This is a genomic window from Flavobacterium johnsoniae UW101, assembly GCF_000016645.1.
GTDB lineage: Bacteria > Bacteroidota > Bacteroidia > Flavobacteriales > Flavobacteriaceae > Flavobacterium > Flavobacterium johnsoniae.
The window spans coordinates 1768377-1790641 of the sequence record NC_009441.1; the positions used below are offsets into that span (position 1 = coordinate 1768377).

General features: G+C 33.6%; 20 protein-coding genes. 10 read left to right on the forward strand and 10 right to left on the reverse strand.

Features of this window, described 5'->3' with window-relative positions; genetic code table 11:
- The first annotated feature begins 36 nt into the window (after positions 1–36).
- A complete protein-coding gene (pbpC, locus tag FJOH_RS07945; RefSeq protein ID WP_044047575.1) occupies positions 37–2412 on the forward strand; it encodes a penicillin-binding protein 1C in 2376 nt (791 codons plus the stop codon).
- 6 nt (positions 2413–2418) lie between these two features.
- Here the strand turns inward: pbpC and FJOH_RS07950 are convergent, their stop codons facing one another.
- The 3 genes from FJOH_RS07950 to FJOH_RS07960 all read right to left on the reverse strand — a co-directional run bounded on the left by FJOH_RS07950 (position 2419) and on the right by FJOH_RS07960 (position 5575).
- Positions 2419–3210: a hypothetical protein gene (locus tag FJOH_RS07950; protein WP_235023007.1), complete on the reverse strand. Its 792-nt coding sequence runs from the start codon at positions 3208–3210 to the stop codon at positions 2419–2421.
- Between the two features lie 149 nt (positions 3211–3359).
- On the reverse strand, positions 3360–4904 hold the full coding sequence (locus FJOH_RS07955; RefSeq protein WP_044048260.1) for an Rne/Rng family ribonuclease: 1545 nt from the start codon (positions 4902–4904) through the stop codon (positions 3360–3362).
- A gap of 380 nt (positions 4905–5284) precedes the next feature.
- On the reverse strand, positions 5285–5575 hold the full coding sequence (locus FJOH_RS07960) for an HU family DNA-binding protein (protein WP_007805026.1): 291 nt from the start codon (positions 5573–5575) through the stop codon (positions 5285–5287).
- 140 nt (positions 5576–5715) lie between these two features.
- On the opposite strand from FJOH_RS07960, the gene mutY reads away from it, so the two are divergent.
- Positions 5716–6750: an A/G-specific adenine glycosylase gene (gene mutY, locus FJOH_RS07965; RefSeq protein WP_012023611.1), complete on the forward strand. Its 1035-nt coding sequence runs from the start codon at positions 5716–5718 to the stop codon at positions 6748–6750.
- Between the two features lie 31 nt (positions 6751–6781).
- Here the strand turns inward: mutY and FJOH_RS07970 are convergent, their stop codons facing one another.
- Positions 6782–7021, reverse strand: a complete 240-nt coding sequence (locus FJOH_RS07970; protein WP_012023612.1) for a hypothetical protein — start codon at positions 7019–7021, stop codon at positions 6782–6784.
- Positions 7022–7041: 20 nt separating this feature from the next.
- Entirely contained in the window at positions 7042–7380 is a 339-nt protein-coding gene (locus tag FJOH_RS07975) for a DUF2085 domain-containing protein (RefSeq protein WP_012023613.1), read from the reverse strand.
- A 226-nt stretch (positions 7381–7606) separates the two neighbouring features.
- Here FJOH_RS07975 and FJOH_RS07980 point away from each other — a divergent pair, with 226 nt between their 5' ends.
- Genes FJOH_RS07980 through gldD form a run of 3 tightly spaced genes read left to right on the forward strand, consistent with a single transcriptional unit; the run spans position 7607 to position 9927 of the window.
- Complete coding sequence (locus FJOH_RS07980; RefSeq protein WP_012023614.1) at positions 7607–8047, forward strand: single-stranded DNA-binding protein; 441 nt, start codon at positions 7607–7609, stop codon at positions 8045–8047.
- 23 nt (positions 8048–8070) lie between these two features.
- Positions 8071–9366: a gliding motility-associated protein GldE gene (locus tag FJOH_RS07985; RefSeq protein WP_012023615.1), complete on the forward strand. Its 1296-nt coding sequence runs from the start codon at positions 8071–8073 to the stop codon at positions 9364–9366.
- Positions 9367–9927, forward strand: a complete 561-nt coding sequence (gene gldD, locus FJOH_RS07990) for a gliding motility lipoprotein GldD (protein ID WP_012023616.1) — start codon at positions 9367–9369, stop codon at positions 9925–9927.
- A gap of 66 nt (positions 9928–9993) precedes the next feature.
- Here gldD and FJOH_RS07995 read toward each other — a convergent pair whose 3' ends face one another.
- On the reverse strand, positions 9994–10371 hold the full coding sequence (locus FJOH_RS07995; RefSeq protein WP_012023617.1) for a heavy-metal-associated domain-containing protein: 378 nt from the start codon (positions 10369–10371) through the stop codon (positions 9994–9996).
- Positions 10372–10472: 101 nt separating this feature from the next.
- Between FJOH_RS07995 and FJOH_RS08000 the strand changes: the two genes are divergently transcribed.
- Entirely contained in the window at positions 10473–11339 is an 867-nt protein-coding gene (locus tag FJOH_RS08000) for a DMT family transporter (protein WP_012023618.1), read from the forward strand.
- 198 nt (positions 11340–11537) lie between these two features.
- Here FJOH_RS08000 and FJOH_RS08005 read toward each other — a convergent pair whose 3' ends face one another.
- Together FJOH_RS08005 and FJOH_RS08010 are read right to left on the reverse strand one after the other, a co-directional pair.
- Positions 11538–13586 carry a M16 family metallopeptidase gene (locus tag FJOH_RS08005; RefSeq protein WP_012023619.1) on the reverse strand — a complete coding sequence of 683 codons (2049 nt, stop codon included), beginning with the start codon at positions 13584–13586 and terminating at the stop codon, positions 11538–11540.
- Positions 13587–13598: 12 nt separating this feature from the next.
- Positions 13599–14921: a M16 family metallopeptidase gene (locus tag FJOH_RS08010; protein WP_012023620.1), complete on the reverse strand. Its 1323-nt coding sequence runs from the start codon at positions 14919–14921 to the stop codon at positions 13599–13601.
- A gap of 271 nt (positions 14922–15192) precedes the next feature.
- Between FJOH_RS08010 and rplU the strand changes: the two genes are divergently transcribed.
- From rplU to FJOH_RS08025, 3 genes are all read left to right on the forward strand, one after another.
- The gene (rplU, locus tag FJOH_RS08015) at positions 15193–15636 is read left to right on the forward strand and encodes a 50S ribosomal protein L21 (RefSeq protein WP_012023621.1); all 444 of its coding nucleotides are present in this window, start codon (positions 15193–15195) and stop codon (positions 15634–15636) included.
- A gap of 24 nt (positions 15637–15660) precedes the next feature.
- A complete protein-coding gene (gene rpmA, locus FJOH_RS08020) occupies positions 15661–15921 on the forward strand; it encodes a 50S ribosomal protein L27 (RefSeq protein ID WP_012023622.1) in 261 nt (86 codons plus the stop codon).
- Positions 15922–16037: 116 nt separating this feature from the next.
- Positions 16038–17345, forward strand: a complete 1308-nt coding sequence (locus tag FJOH_RS08025) for a hypothetical protein (RefSeq protein WP_235023008.1) — start codon at positions 16038–16040, stop codon at positions 17343–17345.
- Between the two features lie 69 nt (positions 17346–17414).
- Here FJOH_RS08025 and FJOH_RS08030 read toward each other — a convergent pair whose 3' ends face one another.
- Both FJOH_RS08030 and miaE read right to left on the reverse strand, forming a co-directional pair.
- Entirely contained in the window at positions 17415–20174 is a 2760-nt protein-coding gene (locus FJOH_RS08030; RefSeq protein WP_012023624.1) for an AsmA-like C-terminal region-containing protein, read from the reverse strand.
- 49 nt (positions 20175–20223) lie between these two features.
- On the reverse strand, positions 20224–20805 hold the full coding sequence (gene miaE, locus FJOH_RS08035; RefSeq protein WP_012023625.1) for a tRNA-(ms[2]io[6]A)-hydroxylase: 582 nt from the start codon (positions 20803–20805) through the stop codon (positions 20224–20226).
- 113 nt (positions 20806–20918) lie between these two features.
- Here miaE and FJOH_RS08040 point away from each other — a divergent pair, with 113 nt between their 5' ends.
- Positions 20919–22163 carry a glycosyltransferase gene (locus FJOH_RS08040; protein ID WP_012023626.1) on the forward strand — a complete coding sequence of 415 codons (1245 nt, stop codon included), beginning with the start codon at positions 20919–20921 and terminating at the stop codon, positions 22161–22163.
- Positions 22164–22265 lie beyond the last annotated feature (102 nt).

The window sequence follows — 22265 nt, forward strand, 5'->3', positions numbered from 1 at the left end:
ATCTGTAAAATCTGGGGGCTAAAACCTTTAAATGTTTTGAAAAATAAACTTATAGCGTTTTTCCAACGCGTCATAAACTGGATTAAAAGAAATAAAATAAAATCAGCAATTGCATTTGTGCTCTTGCTGATTTACTATTTTTCAATACCTCGAACTTTGTTCAAAGAACCGTATTCAACCGTTATTGAAAGTAAAGAAGGAGAACTTCTTGGCGCTAAAATTGCGCGCGACGGACAATGGCGTTTTCCGGCGCAGGACAGTGTTCCAGATAAATTCAAGAAATGTATCGTTTATTTTGAAGATGAATACTTCTACAAACATCCCGGCTTCAATCCCGGCGCGATGATTAATGCTTTTAAGCAAAACAGAAAAGCAGGTAAAGTTGTTCGAGGCGGAAGTACGTTAACACAACAAGTTATTCGATTATCAAGAAAAGGAAAAAACAGGACCTACTTTGAAAAACTAATAGAAATTATTCTCGCTACAAGATTAGAATTAGGTTATTCTAAGAATGAAATTCTCGAAATGTATGCAGCGCACGCTCCTTTTGGAGGAAATGTTGTGGGATTGGAAATGGCTTCATGGCGTTATTTTGGAGTACAATCGAATCAATTATCTTGGGCAGAAAATGCAGTTTTGGCTGTTTTACCCAATGCACCAAGTTTAATTTATCCTGGAAAAAATCAGATAAAATTACTCAACAAACGAAATCGTCTTTTATTAAAACTGCATCAGGAAGGCATAATCGATAAACAGACGTACGAACTTTCGATAGAAGAACCATTGCCTCAAAAACCGTATGATCTGCCTCAAATAGCGCCTCATTTATTACAGAGAGTGGCAAAAAATGAAGAAGGAACAAGAGTAAAAACTACAATTGATTATGCGTTGCAAAATCGTGTCAACCAAATCGCGAGATATTATTACAATCAGTATAAGCAGAATGAAGTGCATAATCTGGCTATTTTGGTAATCGATGTTCAGAATCGAAATGTAATAAGTTATGTAGGGAATTCTCCAACAGATAAAGACCATCAAAAAGATGTTGATATTATTGATGCGCCACGAAGTACAGGCAGTATTTTAAAACCGCTTTTGTACGGAGCAATGTTGGATGACGGCGAATTATTGCCCAATACTTTAGTGGCTGATATTCCAACGCAGATTTCAGGATATACGCCTCAAAATTTCAACCTAACATTTGATGGGGCAGTTCCAGCTCATCGTGCATTGTCGCGTTCGTTGAATATTCCTGCGGTTTTAATGCTTCAGGAATTTACGGTAAACAAGTTTTACGAAGAGCTTCAAAAATTCAAGTTAAAGAATATTAATAAAACGCCGGATCATTATGGTTTGTCGCTTATTTTGGGTGGTGCAGAAAGTAATTTATGGGATTTATGCCGAACATACGCAAATCTTTCATCTACGGTCAATTATTATACTAAAAATAAAGGGCAATATAGAACCAACGAGTTCACAGAGCTGAATTACAAAAACGATTTTAAGCCTGATTTTGGTTCTGAAACTGATCAAAAGAATATTTTGGGCGCAGGATCAATTTGGTTAACCTACAACGCAATGGAAGAGGTTAATAGGCCTGAAGGAGACGAAGCTTGGAAGTTTTATGACAGTTCTTTAAAAATTGCATGGAAAACGGGAACAAGTTTTGGAAATCGAGATGCATGGGCTATTGGAACAAATTCAAGATATGTAGTTGGAATTTGGGTTGGAAATGCGACGGGAGAGGGAAGGCCAACTTTGACAGGAGTAACCAGTGCTGCGCCAATTTTATTTGATGTTTTTAATTTACTGCCAAGACAACGATGGTTTGATACGCCGTATAATGATTTGTCCGAAGTTGAGGTTTGTCGTTTAAGCGGTTATTTGGCAAAAGACAACTGTCCGAAAATTAAACAATGGGTTACTAAAAAAGGTAAATCGACCAAGGTCTGTCCGTATCACAGAACAATTCATTTAGATAAAACAGAGCAGTTTCAGGTAAACAGCAGCTGCGAGAACATCGATAATATTGTTACTAAAAACTGGTTTGTACTACCTCCAGTTATGGCTTGGTATTACAAAAGCCAGCATATCGAATATTTGCCGTTACCGCCATTCAAAGAAGGATGCGAAGGAACACAGACTACTACAATGGACTTTATTTATCCGAAAGCGAATAGTAAAATCTATTTGACAAAGGACTTTAACAGCAACGTACAGCCCGTAATTTTAAAAGTAGCGTATTCTGAAAGAGATAAAGAATTATTCTGGTATGTTGATGATGTTTATAAAGCAACGACAAAAACATTTCATGAACTGCCTATTACGCCAACAACAGGAATACATTATATCACGGTTGTAGATGCTTCTGGAAATGAAATTAGACGCAGAATCGAGATTGTAAGAGAATAAAATCTATTACATAACTTTGAGTTGGTTGTATGCATTTTTATTATTTGTGATTCGAAAAGTAATTGAAGTTGTGAATCCTTGATAAGTTGGAATTTTTTCTTTGTTATATGGAAATGAATAACCTAAACCTAAATCCATTGCATTAAATAAAGTTATGCCTCCCATTGCATAAGCATTTTTGGTAGAACTTCCAGCTTTTAAAAATAGAAAATATTCTGAATTAACTGAAAGGTGGACGTCTGGAAGACCATAATATCTGCTGTTATAACTGTTTGTAATTCCATATCCTGCACCCAAAAAGATTTTATTTTTATTCTGACAATCTAAACAAAATTCCAGACCAGCGGTTAACAGACTTTTATCGGCAATAGAATAATTTAAATAGAGGATAGGCCAATCTGGAAATTTAAATTTTGGAGTATTGTAGTTTTCCTTATAGTCAAATTCTCTTGTATCAATTGTGCCGTCATTTTCATTATACCATTTTGCTCTGCCAACTAAATAGTCGCCATTATAGTCTTGTGAATAACCTTGAAATTGTATTTTATTATTATTTAAATAGTAATCCTTGATTACAAAAAGAGAGTCGGTATTCTTTATTTTGTATCCTACCGCGTCTTTTGTTTTTATTTTTAAAGGTTTAATTCTGTAATACAAAGCCGTTACTTTATTAGATATTTTCCAGTCTTTATCAAAAAAGATGGTATCATTTTGAGCAGATATTTTTGAAGTAAACAAAAAAAGGATTGATATATAAATGTATTTTTTCTTAAAAATAGAAGTTACAACAGCTTTCATGTATAGTTGTTTAAAATTATGTAAACGTACTTTAATTGTAAAAATTTTACAGGCAGTATGAGCTTTTTTTATGTCATTATAAGACATAAAGTATACATTGTAAAAAGGCACAAAAAAACCGCCAGTCTTTCGAAAGGCGGTTTTTTGTTTTATTCTGTAATAACATTTCCTTTTTTGTCGTAGAAATGGTATTCTAAATACGTGTAAGCGTCACGAGGTATGATTTTCACCCATTTCTTATGTTCAAAAAACCATTTTGAACGTAATGATGGAAAACCTTTGCTGAGGTATGCAGCCACAAATGGGTGTGTATTAAGCACAACCTTATTATGGGTTTTTAAAAGTCTTTCTAAGTCAGAGGTGATCTTGTCAATTATTAATATTGGCGCTTCAATTTCACCATTAACTTTATTTGGATCTTCTTCTCTTGTTTTTATATTAACTTCTGGTCTTACTCGCTGTCTTGTAATCTGGACCAAACCAAACTTACTCGGCGGTAATATTTTATGCTTTGCTTTATCGTCGCTCATTTCTTCTCGCAAGAAGTCGAACAAAACTTTCCTGTTTTCTGGATTAGACATATCGATAAAATCAACTACGATTATACCGCCCATATCACGCAAGCGTAGTTGTCTTGCGATTTCTGCTGCGGCAATCATATTTACTTCCATGGCAGTATCTTCCTGATTGGTTGCTTTGTTAGAACGGTTTCCGCTGTTCACATCTATAACGTGAAGAGCCTCAGTGTGTTCTATGATAAGATAAGCACCTTTACTCATGGAGACAGTTCGGCCAAAAGAAGTTTTGATTTGTCTCTCTATATTGTATTTCTCAAAAATTGGAGTGTCATTTGATTGATAAAACTTAACAATCGATTGTTTTGAAGGTGCAATTTCCTGCAGATATTCCTTCGTTTGATGGTACAACTCTTCATCATCTATTTGAATACCGCTGAAGGTATCGTTGAATACATCTCTTAATATTGAAGAAGCTCTGTTAAGCTCTCCTAATACTTTTGATGGATGATGAGCAGTTGGTAATTTTTTACACATTGCAGACCATCTGCCAAGCAGGTTCTGCAAATCTTTTTCTAATTCGGCTACGTTTTTGCCTTCGGCTACTGTACGAACAATAACACCAAATCCTTTAGGTTTGATCGATAGAACAAGTTTTTTTAGACGATCCTTTTCTTTTTTGTCTTCTATTTTTTGAGAAATAGAAACTCGATCAGAAAAAGGAACTAGAACGATAAATCTTCCGGCAAGAGAAAGCTCAGCACTTATTCTTGGACCTTTGGTCGATATAGGTTCTTTAACTACTTGAACTAAGACAGATTGATTGGCACTTAAAATATCAGTAATGATGCCATCTTTGTCAATCTCTTTTTCAAACTGAAAGGTTTTTAGGGAGAAATCTTTTAATTTACCTGCGCTTACAAGTTTTATGAATTTCAGCTGAGAAGCTAGATTTGGACCTAAATCATGATAATGTAAAAAGGCATCTTTTTCGAAACCTACATTTACAAAAGCAGCATTAAGTCCGGCAACTGGTTTTCTGATTTTGGCAATAAAAATATCACCAACCTGAAAGTTGCTTTTTTCTTCTTCTTTGTGTAATTCAATTAGTTTTCCATCTTTTAATAAGGCAAAATCTACTGCTTCAGAACTAGATCTAATGATTAATTCTTTATTCACACTGTAAATTTTTATCCGTGAATTGGTTGTCGGTTGCTTGTTGATAGTTGTTGGTAAAGAAACCAAAAACCAAAAAACAAAAATCATCAACTTCTACAAGGATGGATTAAACAATATTTTTAACAGGTATTAACCCGGTGGAGTTAGTTATCAGTTTTCAGCGGCAGTAAGCAGTTTTAAGCTGCAAACTGTAATCTGTGACTTAGACTATCAAACTCCAATTTCAATGAACGTTTAAAAAGAAAAAAGTAGTTTAAAACTACTTTTTCTTTTTGTGGCGGTTAGCTCTCGCTCTTTTCTTACGTTTGTGAGTAGCTACCTTATGTCTCTTTCTTTTTTTACCACTTGGCATATCGTGTCAGATTTTATGTTAATTAATATTATTTTGCTTCGTTGTTAGTTTTTACTCCTTCTACAAATACTTTTGCTGGTTTAAAAGCAGGGATGTTGTGTGCTGGAATTTTAATTGTAGTGTTTTTAGAGATATTTCTACCTGTTTTTTCAGCTCTGGTTTTTACAATAAAACTACCAAAACCTCTTAGGTATACGTTGTCTCCTGTTTCTAAAGAAGTTTTAACTTCTTCCATAAAAGTTTCTACTGTTGCTTGAACATCTCCTTTTTCAAGACCTAATTTCTCTGAAATTTTCGCTACGATATCTGCTTTCGTCATTTTCTTTCCTATTTTATTTTATAAATGGTGTACTATTTTTTTGAGTTTGCAAATATAGGAATTAAAAAAATAATTAATCAAGCTAATTCGTTAAATTTTAATTACATAAACATTTACTTTTGCATTTTAAGGATTTGACGATGAATTTTCATAACAGGCTGATAAAATGGTATTTACAAAACAAACGGGATCTTCCATGGCGAAAAACAGCCAATCCGTACCATATTTGGCTCTCAGAAATTATGCTGCAACAAACCAGAGTTGTGCAAGGAATGCCTTACTTTTTTGCTTTTACGCAAGAATTTCCAACTGTTTTTGACCTCGCAAATGCCTCCGAAGAACAAGTTTTAAAACTTTGGCAGGGACTGGGATATTACTCAAGAGCCAGAAATCTGCATAATACTGCTAAGTATATTGCTTATGAGCTAAATGGAGTTTTTCCTGAAACCTATAAAGAGCTGCTTAATTTAAAAGGTGTTGGTGAATATACTGCGGCTGCAATTGCTTCTTTTTCTTATAATGAAGCCGTTCCGGTCGTCGATGGCAATGTTTTTAGGGTGCTTTCCCGCTATTTTGATATAGAATCAGATATTGCACTCCCTGCGTCTAAAAAAGAATTTGCTGCGCTGGCTTATGAATTAATGCCTAAAAATGATCCGGCAACTTTTAATCAGGCAATTATGGAATTTGGTGCGCTGCAATGCGTGCCTAAAAGCCCCAATTGTACTATATGTATCTTTAATGAGAGCTGTCTGGCTTTACAAAAAAAGAAAGTCGACATTCTTCCTGTTAAATCCAAGAAGGTTAAAATTACCAATCGATTTTTTAATTATTTTGTTTTAGAAGATAGTTTAGGAAATACAGCTATACAAAAAAGAACAGCAAAAGGTATTTGGCATAATTTATACGAATTCCCGCTTTTAGAAACCAGTGAAATTGTAGATTTTGATTATATTTCTAATGCAGTACAAAATCAGGTGTTTCCTGTATATACTATATTAAGTGTTGAAGAATGCGCTGAAGCTGCGGTAATACATAAGCTTTCACACCAGCATCTGCATATTCAGTTTTGGAAAATTAAAATAAAGGAGAATATAAAGGAAGGAATTGAATTTGAAAAAATTAAAACTTTTCCTTTTCCTATTGTAATTTATAATTTTATAGAGAAGTTATAATAAAAAACCGACTGTCAAGTCGGTTTTTTATTTATACGCCTGCAGTCGCGTATTGAATTATTCTAACAACAATTCCAACAGCAAAACCAATTAAAGCCATATTACAGGCAGATTTTGCAGCTACAGGTTCGTCATTCTTTTTTACAAAGTAAATGATTGCTCCTGCCAGCGGAATACAAAAGGATAATACTTTTAATCCAGTACTTAGATCCTGCTGCGATTTGTCGTTTTTCTTTTCGAATTCATCAAAATTTGAATTTCCTTCAGACATAATTATATAGTTTTTAGTTGTTAATTTATAAAGAGGTGTTTAAAGAAATAGACAATCCAATAGGCAATAAAATCAGAAAGTCCGGCAAGTCCGTAACCGGCCAGGATGCCTGTAGAAAAGCGCAGGAAATTAGTGCTTTCTCTGTTAAAATAGGCTTGGGTTAAACCATCTATCATAGTTGGTGCAATAGCAAGCAAAGCCCAGTAAATATCGATTTTCATGAACCATAATAAAGGTATGAAAATGAAATAACCAACATAAATACCGGTACATCGGGCACAAAAAGGAAATTGCTTTCCTTTGTAAAAAAAAGATCTTTCGGGAAGTTTGTGACAACTTACAAATTCAATTTTTCTCATATCCAAAAATACATTATTTTTCTTTTTAACAAAATATTATTAAGACTTAATGCCTGTATTCATTTTTTAATGCTCAGAAAAAATTAAAATTTTCATTCATACTAAAAATAGTATTGTTTTGCTTAGGTTAAAGTATTTTCTTTGTCATCCTGCTTTACAATTTTTAGAAAAGCAGGAATTAATTTGCTAAAAAAATGTATCTTTGGTAGAAATACCGCTATTAATTATGAATGGAACATTAAATAAAGTCATGCTTATTGGTCATTTGGGCGATGATGTGAAAATGCATTATTTTGATGGAGGAAACTGTATCGGGCGTTTTCAGCTGGCAACTAATGAAGTTTATATTAATAAAACTACCAATGAGAAAATAACTTCTACAGAATGGCATAATTTGGTTGTGCGTAATAAAGCAGCTGAAATTTGCGAAAAATATCTTTCCAAAGGAGATAAAATATATGTTGAAGGACGTATAAAATCAAGGCAATGGCAGGCAGAAGATGGTACAACAAAATATACTACCGAAATTCAGGTGACTGAGTTTACTTTCCTGACTACTAAAAAAGAAACTGCAAATCATAAACCAAATCAAGATCAGGAATCAGCAAAAAACACTAACTTTGATGCACCCAGCGAAGGCTTGCCAATAAATGACCTGCCTTTTTGATTGTTTAACTAATCTTATGTAATTTGGACCCGGAGCCCAGTTTATTTTTTACTACAACTTTAGACACCAATTTAATTATTGGTTTTGTCGGAATATTTATTTTGCTGTTTTTGTCAGCAATTGTTTCAGGTGCCGAAGTTGCACTTTTTTCTTTATCTCAAAAAGATATCGATGATACTCTTCAGGAAAATGACTCAAAAGGAAAAATCATCTCCAACCTTTTAGACAGACCCAAAAAGCTCTTAGCGACGTTATTAGTAGCCAATAATTTTTTAAATATTGGAGTTGTTATCCTGTTTTCTTTTATAGGAAGAAACATTTTTTCGGGCGTTGAGTCTCCTGTTTTAAAATTTATTTTAGAAGTAATCCTGGTTACTTTTTTTATTTTATTGTTTGGAGAAGTACTTCCAAAAGTATACGCCAGCCGAAACAATATTAAATTTGCCAAACGTTTTGCCTATTCCATTTCAATTTTAGATAAATTACTGTCGCCAATTAGCTTGCCTATGCGCAGGGTTACTTTATATTTGCACAATAAATTAGGAAAACAAAAAAATAATTTTTCGATTAACCAGCTTTCTCAGGCTTTAGAATTAACAGATTCTGAAGGAACATCAACAGAAGAACAAAAAATTCTGGAAGGAATTGTTTCTTTTGGAAATACAGATACAAAGCAGGTTATGAGTCCGAGGATTGATATATTTGCTCTGGAAATAACAGAACCATTTTCTGCAATCTGCCCTAAAATAATCGAAAAAGGATTTTCGAGAATTCCGGTTTATCGTGATAATATTGACCAGATTGAAGGCGTTTTATTCGTAAAAGATTTATTGCCTCATATCGACAAAGACGATTTTGACTGGGCTTCTTTAATGCGCGAACCATTTTTTGTTCCTGAGAATAAAAAACTGGATAATCTGCTAAAAGATTTTCAAAGCCTAAAAAGTCATCTTGCTATTGTAGTAGACGAATATGGCGGTACATCAGGATTGGTTTCTCTTGAAGATGTAATCGAAGAAATAGTAGGGGATATAAGCGATGAATTTGATGACGAGAATTTGAATTTCTCTCAAATTGACGAAAAGAATTTTCTTTTTGAAGGAAAAATAAATCTTAAAGATTTCTACAGAATTGTTGATGTTGATGAAGATGTATTTGAAGCCAGTAAAGGCGAAGCTGAAACTTTAGCCGGTTTTATTCTGGAAATTCTGGGTAATTTTCCTAAAAAAGATCAAAAAATAGCTTTTGAGAATTGTGTTTTTACAATAGAAACCGTTGACAAAAAGCGTGTAAAACAAATAAAAGTAACAATAGAATAAATGTTAAAAAAAATCCTTTCAGTAACTGCAATTTTGCTGACATTAACAGTCGTAAGCTGTAAAGACGATGTGCTGCCAAAACCTGCAGGTTTCCTGAGATTAGATTATCCGGAAGCTAAATACGTTAATTTTGAAAATAACTGCCCCTTTGTTTTTCAGATGAATGAAGACGCTGTTATTAAAGGCGAAAAAGACTGCGGATTTGCGATTACTTATCCAAAAATGAAAGCGACTATATATTTAACTTACAAACCTGTAAACGGTAATATTGAAAAGCTGTTAAAAGATGCGCAAAAGCTTACTTATGAGCACGTTATTAAAGCCGATGATATTTTAGAACAGCCTTATATAAATCCTGAAAAAAAGGTTTACGGAATGTTTTATCAGGTTGATGGTAATGCAGCGACAAACTCTCAGTTTTATGTTACAGACAGTACAAAACATTTTATAGCAGGATCGGTTTATTTTTATGCAAAACCTAATTTTGATTCGATTATGCCGGCAGCGAGTTATATCAAAAATGACATGCAGCGTATAATGGAAACTTTAAAGTGGAAATAAAAAATAATTAAGAAATAAAAAACGGCGTTCAATTGAACGCCGTTTTTGTTTGGGTAAAGTTTAAACTTAAGATTTAAAGTCTGAAACTTTGTATGTTTTTCCGTCTCCGGTTTCCTGAACAATTTTTGTTAAAGATTCTTGATTTTGAACCGTTTTATCAAAAGTAACCGTTGCTGTTTTTTTGTCGAAATCAACAGCAGCTTTTTCAACACCATCAAGATTCGATAATTCTTTTTCGATTGTTTTAGCGCATCCCATTGCACAAGTCATTCCTTCAATTTTAAAACTTGCAGTTTGTACATTTTCAGCAGCAATGGCTTTCTGTTGTCTAGCAGTTGTTTCTAATGGTTTTATATTAGCCAGATTTTTATCTTCTTCTTTTTTGCAGCTTACAAATACTAAACCTGCAATTGCTAATGAAGCAATGATCTTTGTAAATTTCATTATATATAATTTTAATTGAGTAATTGTGTACTTTGCAAAATTAGTAAAAAACGAGAGGTCAGTTCATAAAAATAGTACAAATTTGCAGTAAAATAGTTTATATGAATGCAAAACAATTAAAGTGGGCTTACTTATTAATCTTGTCCTTAATTTGGGGAAGTTCTTTTATCTTAATCAAAAGAGGATTGGTTGGATTAACAGCAATTCAGGTTGGTTCGTTTAGAATTATTTTTGCAGCTCTCTTTTTATTAATTGTCGGCTTTAAGAGTTTAGGAAAGATATCGCGCCGTCAATGGAAATTTGTTGCCATAACGTCTTTTTTTGGAACTTTTACTCCGGCCTTTCTGTTTGCTATTGCCGAGACTGAAGTTGACAGTTCAATCGTGGCTATTTTGAATTCGCTTACGCCTTTAAATACTTTAGTGCTGGGAATTCTTATTTTCGGAATCCAGTTTCAAAAGCGGCAGGTTTTAGGTGTTTTTATTGGGCTTCTGGGATGTCTGCTTTTGGTTTTAAGCGGAGATTCTGCAGGAGGAACGCAAAATTACTTATATGTTTTATTGGTAGTTATTGCAACGCTGAGTTATGCCATAAACGTTAATTTGATCAAGAAATATTTATCTGATTTAAATTCGCTGAGTATCACAACAGGAAATTTTGCCATACTGCTTATTCCGGCTTTGATTATTTTGAGTACTACCGATTTTTCTCAGAGAATGCATATTCAGGAAGCGCAGCATTCTATTTTGTTTGTAATGATTTTGGGAGTTTTAGGAACCGGAATTGCGAATGTTTTGTTCTTTAAATTAATTCAGATTTCATCTCCTGTATTTGCAACTTCAGTAACGTATTTAATTCCAATTGTAGCTTTCTTTTGGGGCTTATTAGACAATGAAATGCTTACGCCGATTCAGTTTTTTGGTGCTTTTATTATTTTAATTGGAGTGTATTTATCGGCTAAGAAATAGATTTCTTGAGTTATGAATTATGAGTTATGAGTGCAATGGGCTTCGACTTCGCTCAGCCTGACAAAAAACTCGCCAAAAGTTTAAGATGCTCAGAATGAAAAAACGAGAAATAAAAAAAGAGCTTTGTCAAAGTTTTAAACCTTGACAAAGCTCTTAAAAATCTTAGACCCTTAGCAGCTTAGTTTCTTAGCATCTTTTTTATAAAAAATCTGCATCAGAAACGCCTTCGTTGATTTTAATGTCAGTCATTTTGATGTCTAATTCAAAACCAATGTTCTGTACTAAATTAAAAGGAACTTTTACGCCTTTTACAACTCTGTAATCGTTGAAATTTGTAATTTGAGTAACCGATTTTCCGTCTTGTTCACGAACTTTAGATTTAGCTACTTTTAGTCCTGTTTTTATATCATAATAATGAGTTGTATTGCCGTCTTTTATAGCATAAGCATCACTTCCGTTGATTGGCTCAATACCCTGAACTTTTAAATCAGTTCTTTTTACTAATTGTAATTCCTCAAAAGGAGCAGCGTTTGCTTTCATTTCTTTAAGATCATTTCCTTCAAGATTTTTGCGTTTCCCCTGTTGTTCTATATAAGCGCCTTTTTCATTTACAACCTGTTTCATTAAATCCATGGTTCCCATAGAAAGAGAAACCATCATTTTTCCTTTAGAATCCAATTTAGAAACAAAAGTCAACGGACCCGGAGCCTGCGGTACTTTTGTTGTTCCGTTCATGTTAAGGGTTTTTACAGCTGTTACTGCTTTTTCTCCGCCAATTGCATTAATATAATTTTCGAAAACCGTTTTTGCTGTAATGTTTGTTGGAGCTTCTTTTTTAACAGCAGGTTTTTCAACCGGATTTCCGTATTTGTCAAAATAATAAATCGGAATTTGAAGTTTTTCTAAACCTGAAATTACGTCAGAGCCTTTTCCAACAATAACAATTCGCATATTGTCAAGTAAAAAATACTTGTTTGCTACGCGGAAAATATCATCGGCCGTTACATTGTTTATAGTCTGAATGTATTTTTCGTAGAAATCTGCCGGAAGTTTTTCTGTTTCAATGTTTAAAGCATATCGGGCAACAGCTTGTGGTTTTTCGACCTGCATTACAAAACGCCCAATGTATCCTGCTTTTACGTTTCTTAAAACTTCTGGATCAACTCTTTCAGTTCGTACTCTTTTTATTTCTTTTATAAACTGAACAACTGCACTGTCTGTAACGGTATTACGAACAGCAGATGAAGCTTTGAATTTAGTTACATATTTTCCGCTTCCAATGCTTGAATTTGCTCCGTAAGTCCACGCGTGCTGTTCACGTAAATTCATGTTTAGGTAGCTGTTAAAATCGCCGCCCAGAATTTGATTGGCAATCACGGCAGGGAAAAAATCAGGATCACTCATTCTTAGATTTACAGTATTTACCAAAGAAATCTCTGATTGAACCGCATTTGGGACATCAACAAAATCAATTTGAAGTGCTGAGGCATTTTCAGGATTTGGATAAGTGTTTTTTGGTGCAGCCTGTTTTTTCCATCCGCTGAAAAGTTTTTCTACAGCAGCTTTGGTTTCTTTAAACTTGACATCACCAATGATAACCAGGTATGCGTTTTCTGGGACGAAATAAGTATTATAGTTTTTTTGAACATCTTCCAGGGTAACATTTTTTACCGTTTCTTCAGAAATGTATTCTCCAGAAGGATGATTTTTTCCAAAGGCCAAAACGTCAACTACACGATTTGAAATAGCCGGAACACTTTTTTCATCGGCTTTAAGTCCTTCAAGTAATTTTGCTTTTTCTTTGTCGAATTCAGTTTGAGTGAAATTTGGCAGCAAAGCTCCTTCGGCAAGAAGTTCTAAAACACGTCCTGAATATTTAGATAATGCGCTGGCAAAAGCTCCCTGAGATGTAAAATTGATATTGGCACCATAAAAGTCGATTTCTTCATTAAAAGCTTCTTTTGGAGTTTTCTTAGTTCCGTTGCCAATTAAACTTGTTGTTAATTCATCAACTCCTTTTTTATTTCCTTCTGTAAAGGGCGCGTTGTCTAGTGTAAGGTTAAAACTTACGCGGGGCAGTTTATGATTTTCAACAATTAACACCTTCATACCATTTGATAATACAAAGGTTTGAGGTTTTTTTATGTTTACTACCGGCGGGTTTCCGGGTTTTGGTTGTGGACGATCTTGTGCTTGCATAATTCCAGTTAGGAATAAAAGGATTAAAAAAGTATGTAAATTTTTCATGATTCGATATTCTTAGTTCTGAGATTTTGGGGAAGGAATGTAATCTAAAATTAAGCGCTGATTTGGGTTTAGATATTTCTTGGCCACTTCTCTAATTTCTTCTCTTGTAATAGAATGGTAAATATCAATTTCGGTATTGATTAAATTCACGTCTCCATAAAGTAAATAGTACGAAGCCAAATTCTCTGCAATTCCTTCTACGCTTGCATTTGCATTCACAAAATTATTATCGAATTTGTTTTGTAATTTTTGGTAATCTTTTTCAGAAATCAAATCGGTTTGGATTTTTACGATTTCTTCATCCATTTCTTTTAAAATATCGGCAGAAGTATTTGGAGCCATTGGCAGGCCGTATAATATATAAGTTCCGTAATCTTCCTGACTAAAGCCTACAGCGCCAATTTGAAGCGCCATTTTTTTGTCGTCAACTATCTTTTTGTACAATTTAGAGCTTTTTCCATCACTTAAATAAGAGGATATCAAATCTAAAACTCTTGCGTCTCTTGTTTTCATTGACGGTGTTCTGTACGAAGCGACAATCATCGGAATCTGAATATTTGGATCTTCGTATGTTGATCTGATGGTCTGCGTGATAGGTTCTTCTGTAAAAGTTTGTTTTTTAACTTCTTCGCCTCTCGGAATTGGTCCAAAATATTTCTGAATCCATTCTTTTGCTTTTGTTTTGTCAAAATCTCCTGCAACAACTAAAACAGCATTGTTTGGAGTATAGAATTTTTTGTTAAATGCCTGAAACTCTTCAAGAGTTGCGGCATCTAAATCTTTCATAGATCCAATTGTTGTCCAGCGGTATGGATGATTTTTGAACATATTCTTTTTAACCTCCGGAAGAATATTTCCATAGGGCTGATTGTCGTAACGCATTCTTTTTTCTTCTTTTACAACTTCATTCTGCGTTTCAACTCCAATTTTATTGATAATAGGATGCATTAATCTTTCAGATTCCATCCATAAACCCAGTTCTAAATTATTAGACGGAAAAACTTCGTAGTAATACGTTCTGTCGTCTGATGTGTTGGCGTTATTCACACCGCCGTTTGCGGTAACGATTTTCATCCATTCACCGCGTTTAATGTTTTGTGTTCCTTCAAATAACAAATGTTCGAAGAAATGCGCAAAACCAGTACGATCCGGACGTTCGTCTTTTGATCCTACATGATACATTACAGATGTAATGACCACTGGAGCCGATGGGTCGTTATGTAGAATGACATGCATGCCGTTGTCTAAATTGTATTCTTCAAAAGCTACTTTTTGAGCATGAGCCACTCCGCCAAGCATTAGTGCAGCACTTAACATCATTATTGAATTTTTCATAAAGATTAATAAAATTTATACCTATAAAGATTGGTAGTAAAGATTTGTTTATAGTTACATCAAAAGTAACCTTTTTTATGGAGGTTTTCTAAATTTCAAAAGAATCGATTTTATTTTAACAGTAAATTACATATAATTAAACGCGGAATTTACTGTAAAAGTGCTTGAAAAACAGACTTTAAACGGAAATAAATATTTTTAGAATAAGAGATTGCACAGTAAATTATTAGTTGTATATTTGCAACCTTAAAAATCAATAAATCAATTTGGTATGTATGCAATCGTAGAGATAGCAGGGCAACAATTTAAAGTAAGCAAAGACTTAAAGGTTTATGTTCACCGTTTAGCTAACGAAGAAGGTTCAAAAGTTTCTTTTGACAAAGTTCTTTTGTTAGACGATAATGGAAATGTAACTTTAGGCGCCCCAGCTATAGAAGGTGCTTCAGTAGAAGCTAAAGTGTTACAACACTTAAAAGGAGATAAAGTTATCGTTTTCAAAAAGAAAAGAAGAAAAGGATACAAAAAAAGAAATGGTCACAGACAATATCTTACTCAAATTGTAATTGAAGGTATTACTGCAGCAGGAGGAACTAAAAAAGCAGCAGCTAAAAAAGCAGTTGTAGCAGAAGAAGCAGCAGCTACTGAAGAAGTAGAAGCAGCTCCAAAAGCAAAAAAAGCAGCTCCAAAAGCAAAGAAAGAAGCTACTAAAGAATAATAACAATATTTAAACTCATACGTCATGGCTCATAAGAAAGGTGTCGGTAGTTCGAAGAATGGTAGAGAATCAGAATCAAAACGTTTAGGCGTTAAGATTTATGGTGGTCAAGCTGCTATTGCTGGGAACATCATCGTTAGACAAAGAGGTTCAAAACACAATCCAGGTGAAAACGTTTACATCAGTAAAGATCACACACTACACGCAAGAGTAGCTGGAGTTGTTAAGTTCCAAAAGAAAAGAGATAACAAATCTTATGTATCTATTATTCCTTTCGAGGCATAATAATCAAAGATTTACTTTTTATAAAAAACCCGTTCTGAAAAGATCGGGTTTTTTTATTTTTATACTTTTAAAACTTACATTTGCTAAGAAAGGTTTGTCTCTTTAAATTAAAAAAGTTGAAAAAAATAGTAGTATTTATACTCTTGTCCTGTTTTAGCGTGTACGGAAAAACAGTATCAGACAGTATTGCAAATCACATAAGTTTATTAAACGATAAACAAAAAAGTATTTTATACGAGTTTGAAGTTTTAAAAAAGAATGGTTTTGATGCCGCTCCGTTTTGGCTCAAAAATAAAAACCAGTTTCCTCAATTCAATGAAAATGTAAGAGATGAGTTAGCAAAGCAGATTTTTGCAAACTCTCATGTAATATATTCCCCGCCAAAAGATTCTGCAATTCAATTCTGGATGCAGACACAGTTACTTACCAATTGGATGTTTTATTTATCGGCGTTTATTGCTGTTTGCGCCCTTATTGCTTTATTTAAACGATATTGGGGTATGCTCATTCAGTTTTTAATTAATCGTCTGGCGCCTTTATTAAAATTTTTGTTTTCTCCGGTTTTGTTAACCTACGAATTGCTGTTAATTGGTGCGGCCTGTGTATTTTATGGCTGTGTAATCGATGAGTTTGTAATGAGAACCGTAATTATTCATTTGGGACTGTTTTTATTATGGAGCCAGTCGACAGCTGTATTTACTAAAGAATACTGGGTTAAAAAGTATGTTTATGAAATAGAAAATAACTTTTGGGGATCTGATCCGTGGGAAACAGTAAAAACAATCAGTTTTCCTGCTGTTATCGTTACGCTTGCTCTTTTTTATGTATTGTATAAAGTTCCAGAAGATATTTTCTACAACTATGAAATAGTTCTTTCTGGCATTGCGGCGATTTATGCCTTGCCTTTTTGGCGTTCTTTAGAGAAATATATTTATCCTGTTTTATTTCCGTTTGTCAAAGATGATAATAGAGACCGAAGTATCAATTCATTAGGAGCTTGTACGGTTATAGCTCTTATTGCTTTCATTGCGCTTGCCTGGCAGTTTAATCCTGTTTTTAACAATATAATATCGGCATTGGTAAGTTTATTAATGTTGTCGTTCCTGATTTTATCTTGTAGAATAAATCATAAATACAGTTATAGAAATTATTACTATATGCAGTTTGTAACTGTTGTTTTTCTTCTGTCGGTTTTGATTTATAGTTATTCTTTCCGCTTAAATGAAATTATCTGGTTTTCATTAATAGGAGGCAGTATATTTATTATAATAAAATATATGGAGATCTTTTCGTTTTTCTCTGATTGGAAAAGAGGAAAAGCCTGGGCTTGGAAATTAATGGGGCTTGCCGGGTTATTATGGCTTTTGGGTAAAGGTATATTATATGCTTCTCAAATATTATTTATCGTAACTCCGGCATTCTAAAAAGAAAAAACCTTTGTCGAGTTTAAACTTCGACAAAGGTTTAGAAAGATTTTTTTGTGCTAAAAATATCTAATTTTCAGTATCTTTTGTTTCTTCCAGATCTTCCGTTTTACGGCCTACTTTTACTTTAGGATTGTCCTGTGTTCCTGTAACAGTTAACGGAATTCCAAATATACCAAGCGGCGGAAGTCCTAAACGCATTTTTAAGTTTAGTTTTCCGTCTAAACTTGTTGTTCCTTCAATTCTGGGTCTAAAGCCGGCAAATTTAAATTTAAAGCGTTCTACGGTAATGATATTGTTCTTAACGGTACTTTTGATATCTACTTTTGATACATCAGGATTTTTCATTGATTCAGAACTTGTTTGTTTGCTTACAGCATTAAACATTTTCAAACCGCGAACTTTTACATCTTTTACAGAAAGTACGCCGCCGCCAACAAGTGAAGGATAAACCGGTTCCATATTTCCGTTTAAACGGCCTTTTAATTTATAATCTAAAGAAACAATTCCCTGAGCTTTTTCTGCGGCACTTGCCATTTTTCTAAAAACTTCAATTTCATTGTAAGCTCGCTTAATATCAAAATCTGATGCTTTTACAGCATAATCAAAATTTGCTTTTTGCGGCGTTACGGCCTGATAATTGGCATTCATAGCCACATTACAGCCAATTAAATTAAAACCAGTATTCTGCATCGTTAATTTACCTTTGTTCATGGTTAAATAGCCGGTTGCATTTTGAAGGTTCAGCTTGTCAAAATTTACTTTTTGAGCATTAGCTAATAATTGCAGATTCAGGTTTGTTGGGATAATAATAACGCCAGTTTGCTCAGGTTCGGTTTTTGTTTCTGTTTTTGGAGCTGGAGTTTTTGTTACCGAAGTATTTGCTGATGTCTGCGACATGAATTCATCTACATTGATATATCGCGCCGAAACTTTAAAAGAGCCTTTTAAAACACCTGTATTTGTGGTTGCATAGTTAAAAACATTTTGTAAATAACCATTCATTTTAAAATCAGATTGTCCGTATGCAGCCAGGAAATTATTAAAAGACATTTTATCCTGATTGATTTTGAAAATACCTTCTTTGATAATGAATTTTTTAGGAAGATATTCAGATGCTACGCCAATATTTCGCAGCTCAAGCGTTCCTTTATTGTATAATTTGCTGTAATTTCCTTTTTCGGCATCGCTTTGTTTTCCTTTTAAAACTAAATCGGCTTTAATGAAACCATCTAAATCAAGTCCTTTTCGAGAGAAAACTTTATAAATTCGGTTAACGTCCAATTCTCCTTTTGCCTTAATATCGTATGCTAAATCATTAAAATCACTCAAATCGGCTTCTACAAAAACAGGTTTTCCTTCAAAAGTAAACTGAGCTGGTTTTAGTTTGATTTTTAAATCTTCAAAAGTTCCCTTTTGGTTATCGATTTTAGATTTAATAGTAATATTGGTAATAGGGTTTGGATAATATTTTGTTTTCAGATAACCGTTTTCTAAGTCAAAAACTCCTTTGGTAACCGGGAAAAGTTTGTTTTTTTGGTCGAATTTTCCATTCGCCTGAATATCTCCGGCCAAAGATCCTTTTAATTCAATATCTGGAATACCGAATGCTTTTGTTAGTTTTTCGAGATTAATTTTAGCTTTAAAATCAGCATTGATTTCAGGTGTGTTTATACCTTTTACAAAGAATTTGGATTTTAAATAATCCTGATTGATATTTAAAGACAGGTTTTTAGCATCAACCGTTAAAAGATCCGGATTTAAAGACGGAACTTTTGTTTTAATGTCTAAATTTAAATTAGAAACCGGGAAGGCGCTTTTATTATAATTTACAAATCCATTGTCAATTTTGACATCCAGATTCAAATCCGGAGCAATATTTTGAGATGTGATGTAATTTCCTTTTAGTGTTAAAAGAAGGTTTGTATTTCCTTTTAATTCTGTTTTAGAAAGCCATGTAATGTATTTTGGCGGAAAAGCTGTAAATACATCATACAAATCGCTGTTGTCAGATTTTATAACAAAATCCATATTATACCCGTCTTTCAAAATGTCGAATTTTCCTTTAAAATCGACCAAAAGCTGGTTGATTTTTAAGTTGTTTTGCTGGAAGAAGAAAGAAAGGGAGTTGATGTTGACTTTTGTAATTAAGTCAGCATCTACTTTTTTATTCATTAAATACGGTTCGTTTTCATAAACAATATTTAATTTTTCAATTTTAGCTTTTGAGTATAAATCGAAAACGGCTTTGTTTAAATCGCCTTTTCCTAAATAATTAAAACCAAACGCATCAAAATGTACCTTTGTTGACTGATCGTCGTAAATAATTTTACTGTTTAAAATCTCAATTCGCTCCAGTTTTAATGCGGTATCAGTACTGTCTTTGGTTTCTGCGGCTTTGGCTTGTGATTTATAAATGTTATAATTGGCTTGTCCGTTTGGATTCACTTTTACATTTATAAAAGAATCAGATAAATAAATCTGGTCAATTTTTACCGATTTGCTGAAAATTAAACTCGCGACATTTATCCCAAAAGAAACCTCTTTTGCGGTAATAAATTTTTCGTTTTTGTATGGCGCAGAACCATTAAGGCTTAAATTATCTAAGGTTAAAGTCAGTGATGGAAAATGACGAAAAAACGAAACGGAAACATCAGAATAATTAAGTTCTGCGCTCAGTCTTTCGTTGGCTGTTTTTTTGATCTGTTCTTTAATTTGATCTTCAAAAACAATTGGCGTTAAAAATAATAGTGCTAAAATAACAGCGAAAGTTATCCCTAAATACTTCGCAATTTTAAATACGATTGACCTGGATTTACTTTTTTGCATAGCAATTTGTGGTGTTTAAATAAAAAAATAGAGTAAAAAAGGGCGTAATTTATCCGTGAACGGTTTCTTTTTTACCATAATTGGTAATAATAGAACCTTCATATTCAATCCATTCTTTCCATCGTTTGTCGATGTCGATATTATCTTGGTATTTTCTGGCAAATCCTAAAAAAGTAGTATAATGTCCGGCCTCAGAAATCATTAAATCGCGATAAAATTTAGCTAATTTTTCGTCTTTAATATTTTCTGAAAGGACTTTAAAACGCTCACAGCTTCTGGCTTCGATCATGGCAGAGAACAGTAATCGGTCGCTGAGTGCATCACGTCGGCTTCCGTCTTTCTTCATGAATTTAAAAAGCTCATTTACATAATGGTCTTTTCGTTCGCGCCCTAAAGTAAGACCGCGTTCTTTTATAATATTATGAACCATTTGAAAATGTTCGAGTTCTTCTCTGGCGATAATAAGCATTTCGGTTACTAATTCTTCTATTTCAGAATTATAGGTTACAATGCTAATGGCGTTTGAAGCCGCTTTTTGTTCGCACCACGCATGATCTGTCAAAATTTCTTCAATATTCGACTCTACAATATTAACCCAGCGAGGGTCTGTAGCTAATTTTAATCCCAACATAATTTCCCAACATTTTATTCCTGCAAAATTAGTGTTTTTTATTACTAAAAATCAGGAAATGCCGCGGGATTGCGCCGAAAAAAGCATTATTTTGTAAGTTGAAATAAATTACAATGAATCAGATAAAAAAACTTCTCATAATTGGATTCGTCTGGCCTGAGCCAAATTCTTCTGCAGCAGGCGGAAGGATGATGCAGCTGATTTCTATTTTTAAAGAAAATGGTTTTGAAATTACGTTTGCCAGTGCAGCTCTAGACAGTGATTTTATGGTTGATTTATCTGAATTTGGAATAGAAAAGAAAAGTATTGAGCTCAATTCTGCCAGTTTCGATGATTTTATAGCTGCATTAAATCCTAATGTTGTATTGTTTGATCGTTTTATGATCGAAGAACAATTTGGCTGGAGAGTAACGGAAAAGTGTCCAAATGCAATCCGAATTTTAGATACAGAAGATTTGCATTGTCTGCGAACAGCAAGGCAGAAAGCTTTTAAAGAAAACAGAAAATTTGAAATACACGATTTGTTTTCTGAAGAAGTGGCAAAACGAGAAATTGCGAGTATTTTGAGATGTGATTTATCTCTTATTATTTCTGAATTTGAAATGGATATTCTGGAAGATGTTTTTAGAATAAACAGAGATTTACTTTTTTATCTTCCTTTTTTAGTTGATAAAATGTCTGATAATGATCTTTTAAAATTACCTTCATTTGAAGATCGGAAAAATTTTGTTTTCATTGGCAATTTTCTTCATGAACCGAATTGGAATACAGTTCAGTATTTAAAAGAAGCAATCTGGCCTTTAATCAAGAAAGATTTTCCGGAAGCTGTTTTGGAGGTTTACGGTGCTTATCCGTCGCAAAAAGTATTACAATTGCATCAGCCAAAAAATGGATTTTTTATTATGGGAAGGGCAGAAGATGCAAATGAAGTAGTGAAAAAGGCTCGGGTTGTTCTGGCGCCAATTCGTTTTGGGGCAGGTTTAAAAGGGAAATTGTTAGAAGCGATGCAGTGCGGAACTCCAAGTGTAACCACAACAATTGGTTCTGAAGCTATGCATGGTGTTTTGCCTTGGAATGGAATTGTTGAAAATGATCCAGAGCAGTTTTCAAAAAAAGCAATTGCACTTTATCAGGATGAAAATCTATGGAAAGAATCTCAAAAAAATGGCGTTGTGATTATCAATGAATGTTATCAAAAAAGCAGTTATTCAGATAAATTAACGGCAATAGTAAATTCTCTGCTGACAGATTCTAAAAGCCACCGCCTTCATAATTTTATGGGCAATTTATTGCAGCATCATGCTTATAAAAGTACAATGTATATGTCTAAATGGATCGAAGCTAAAAACAAAAGCTAAAAAAAACCGATTACAAAGTAATCGGTTTTTTTTAGCTTTTGTTTTAGTCACAGTATTCAGTCACAGTGAACAGTTAGATGTGGTCTTAGGGCTGAGAACTGC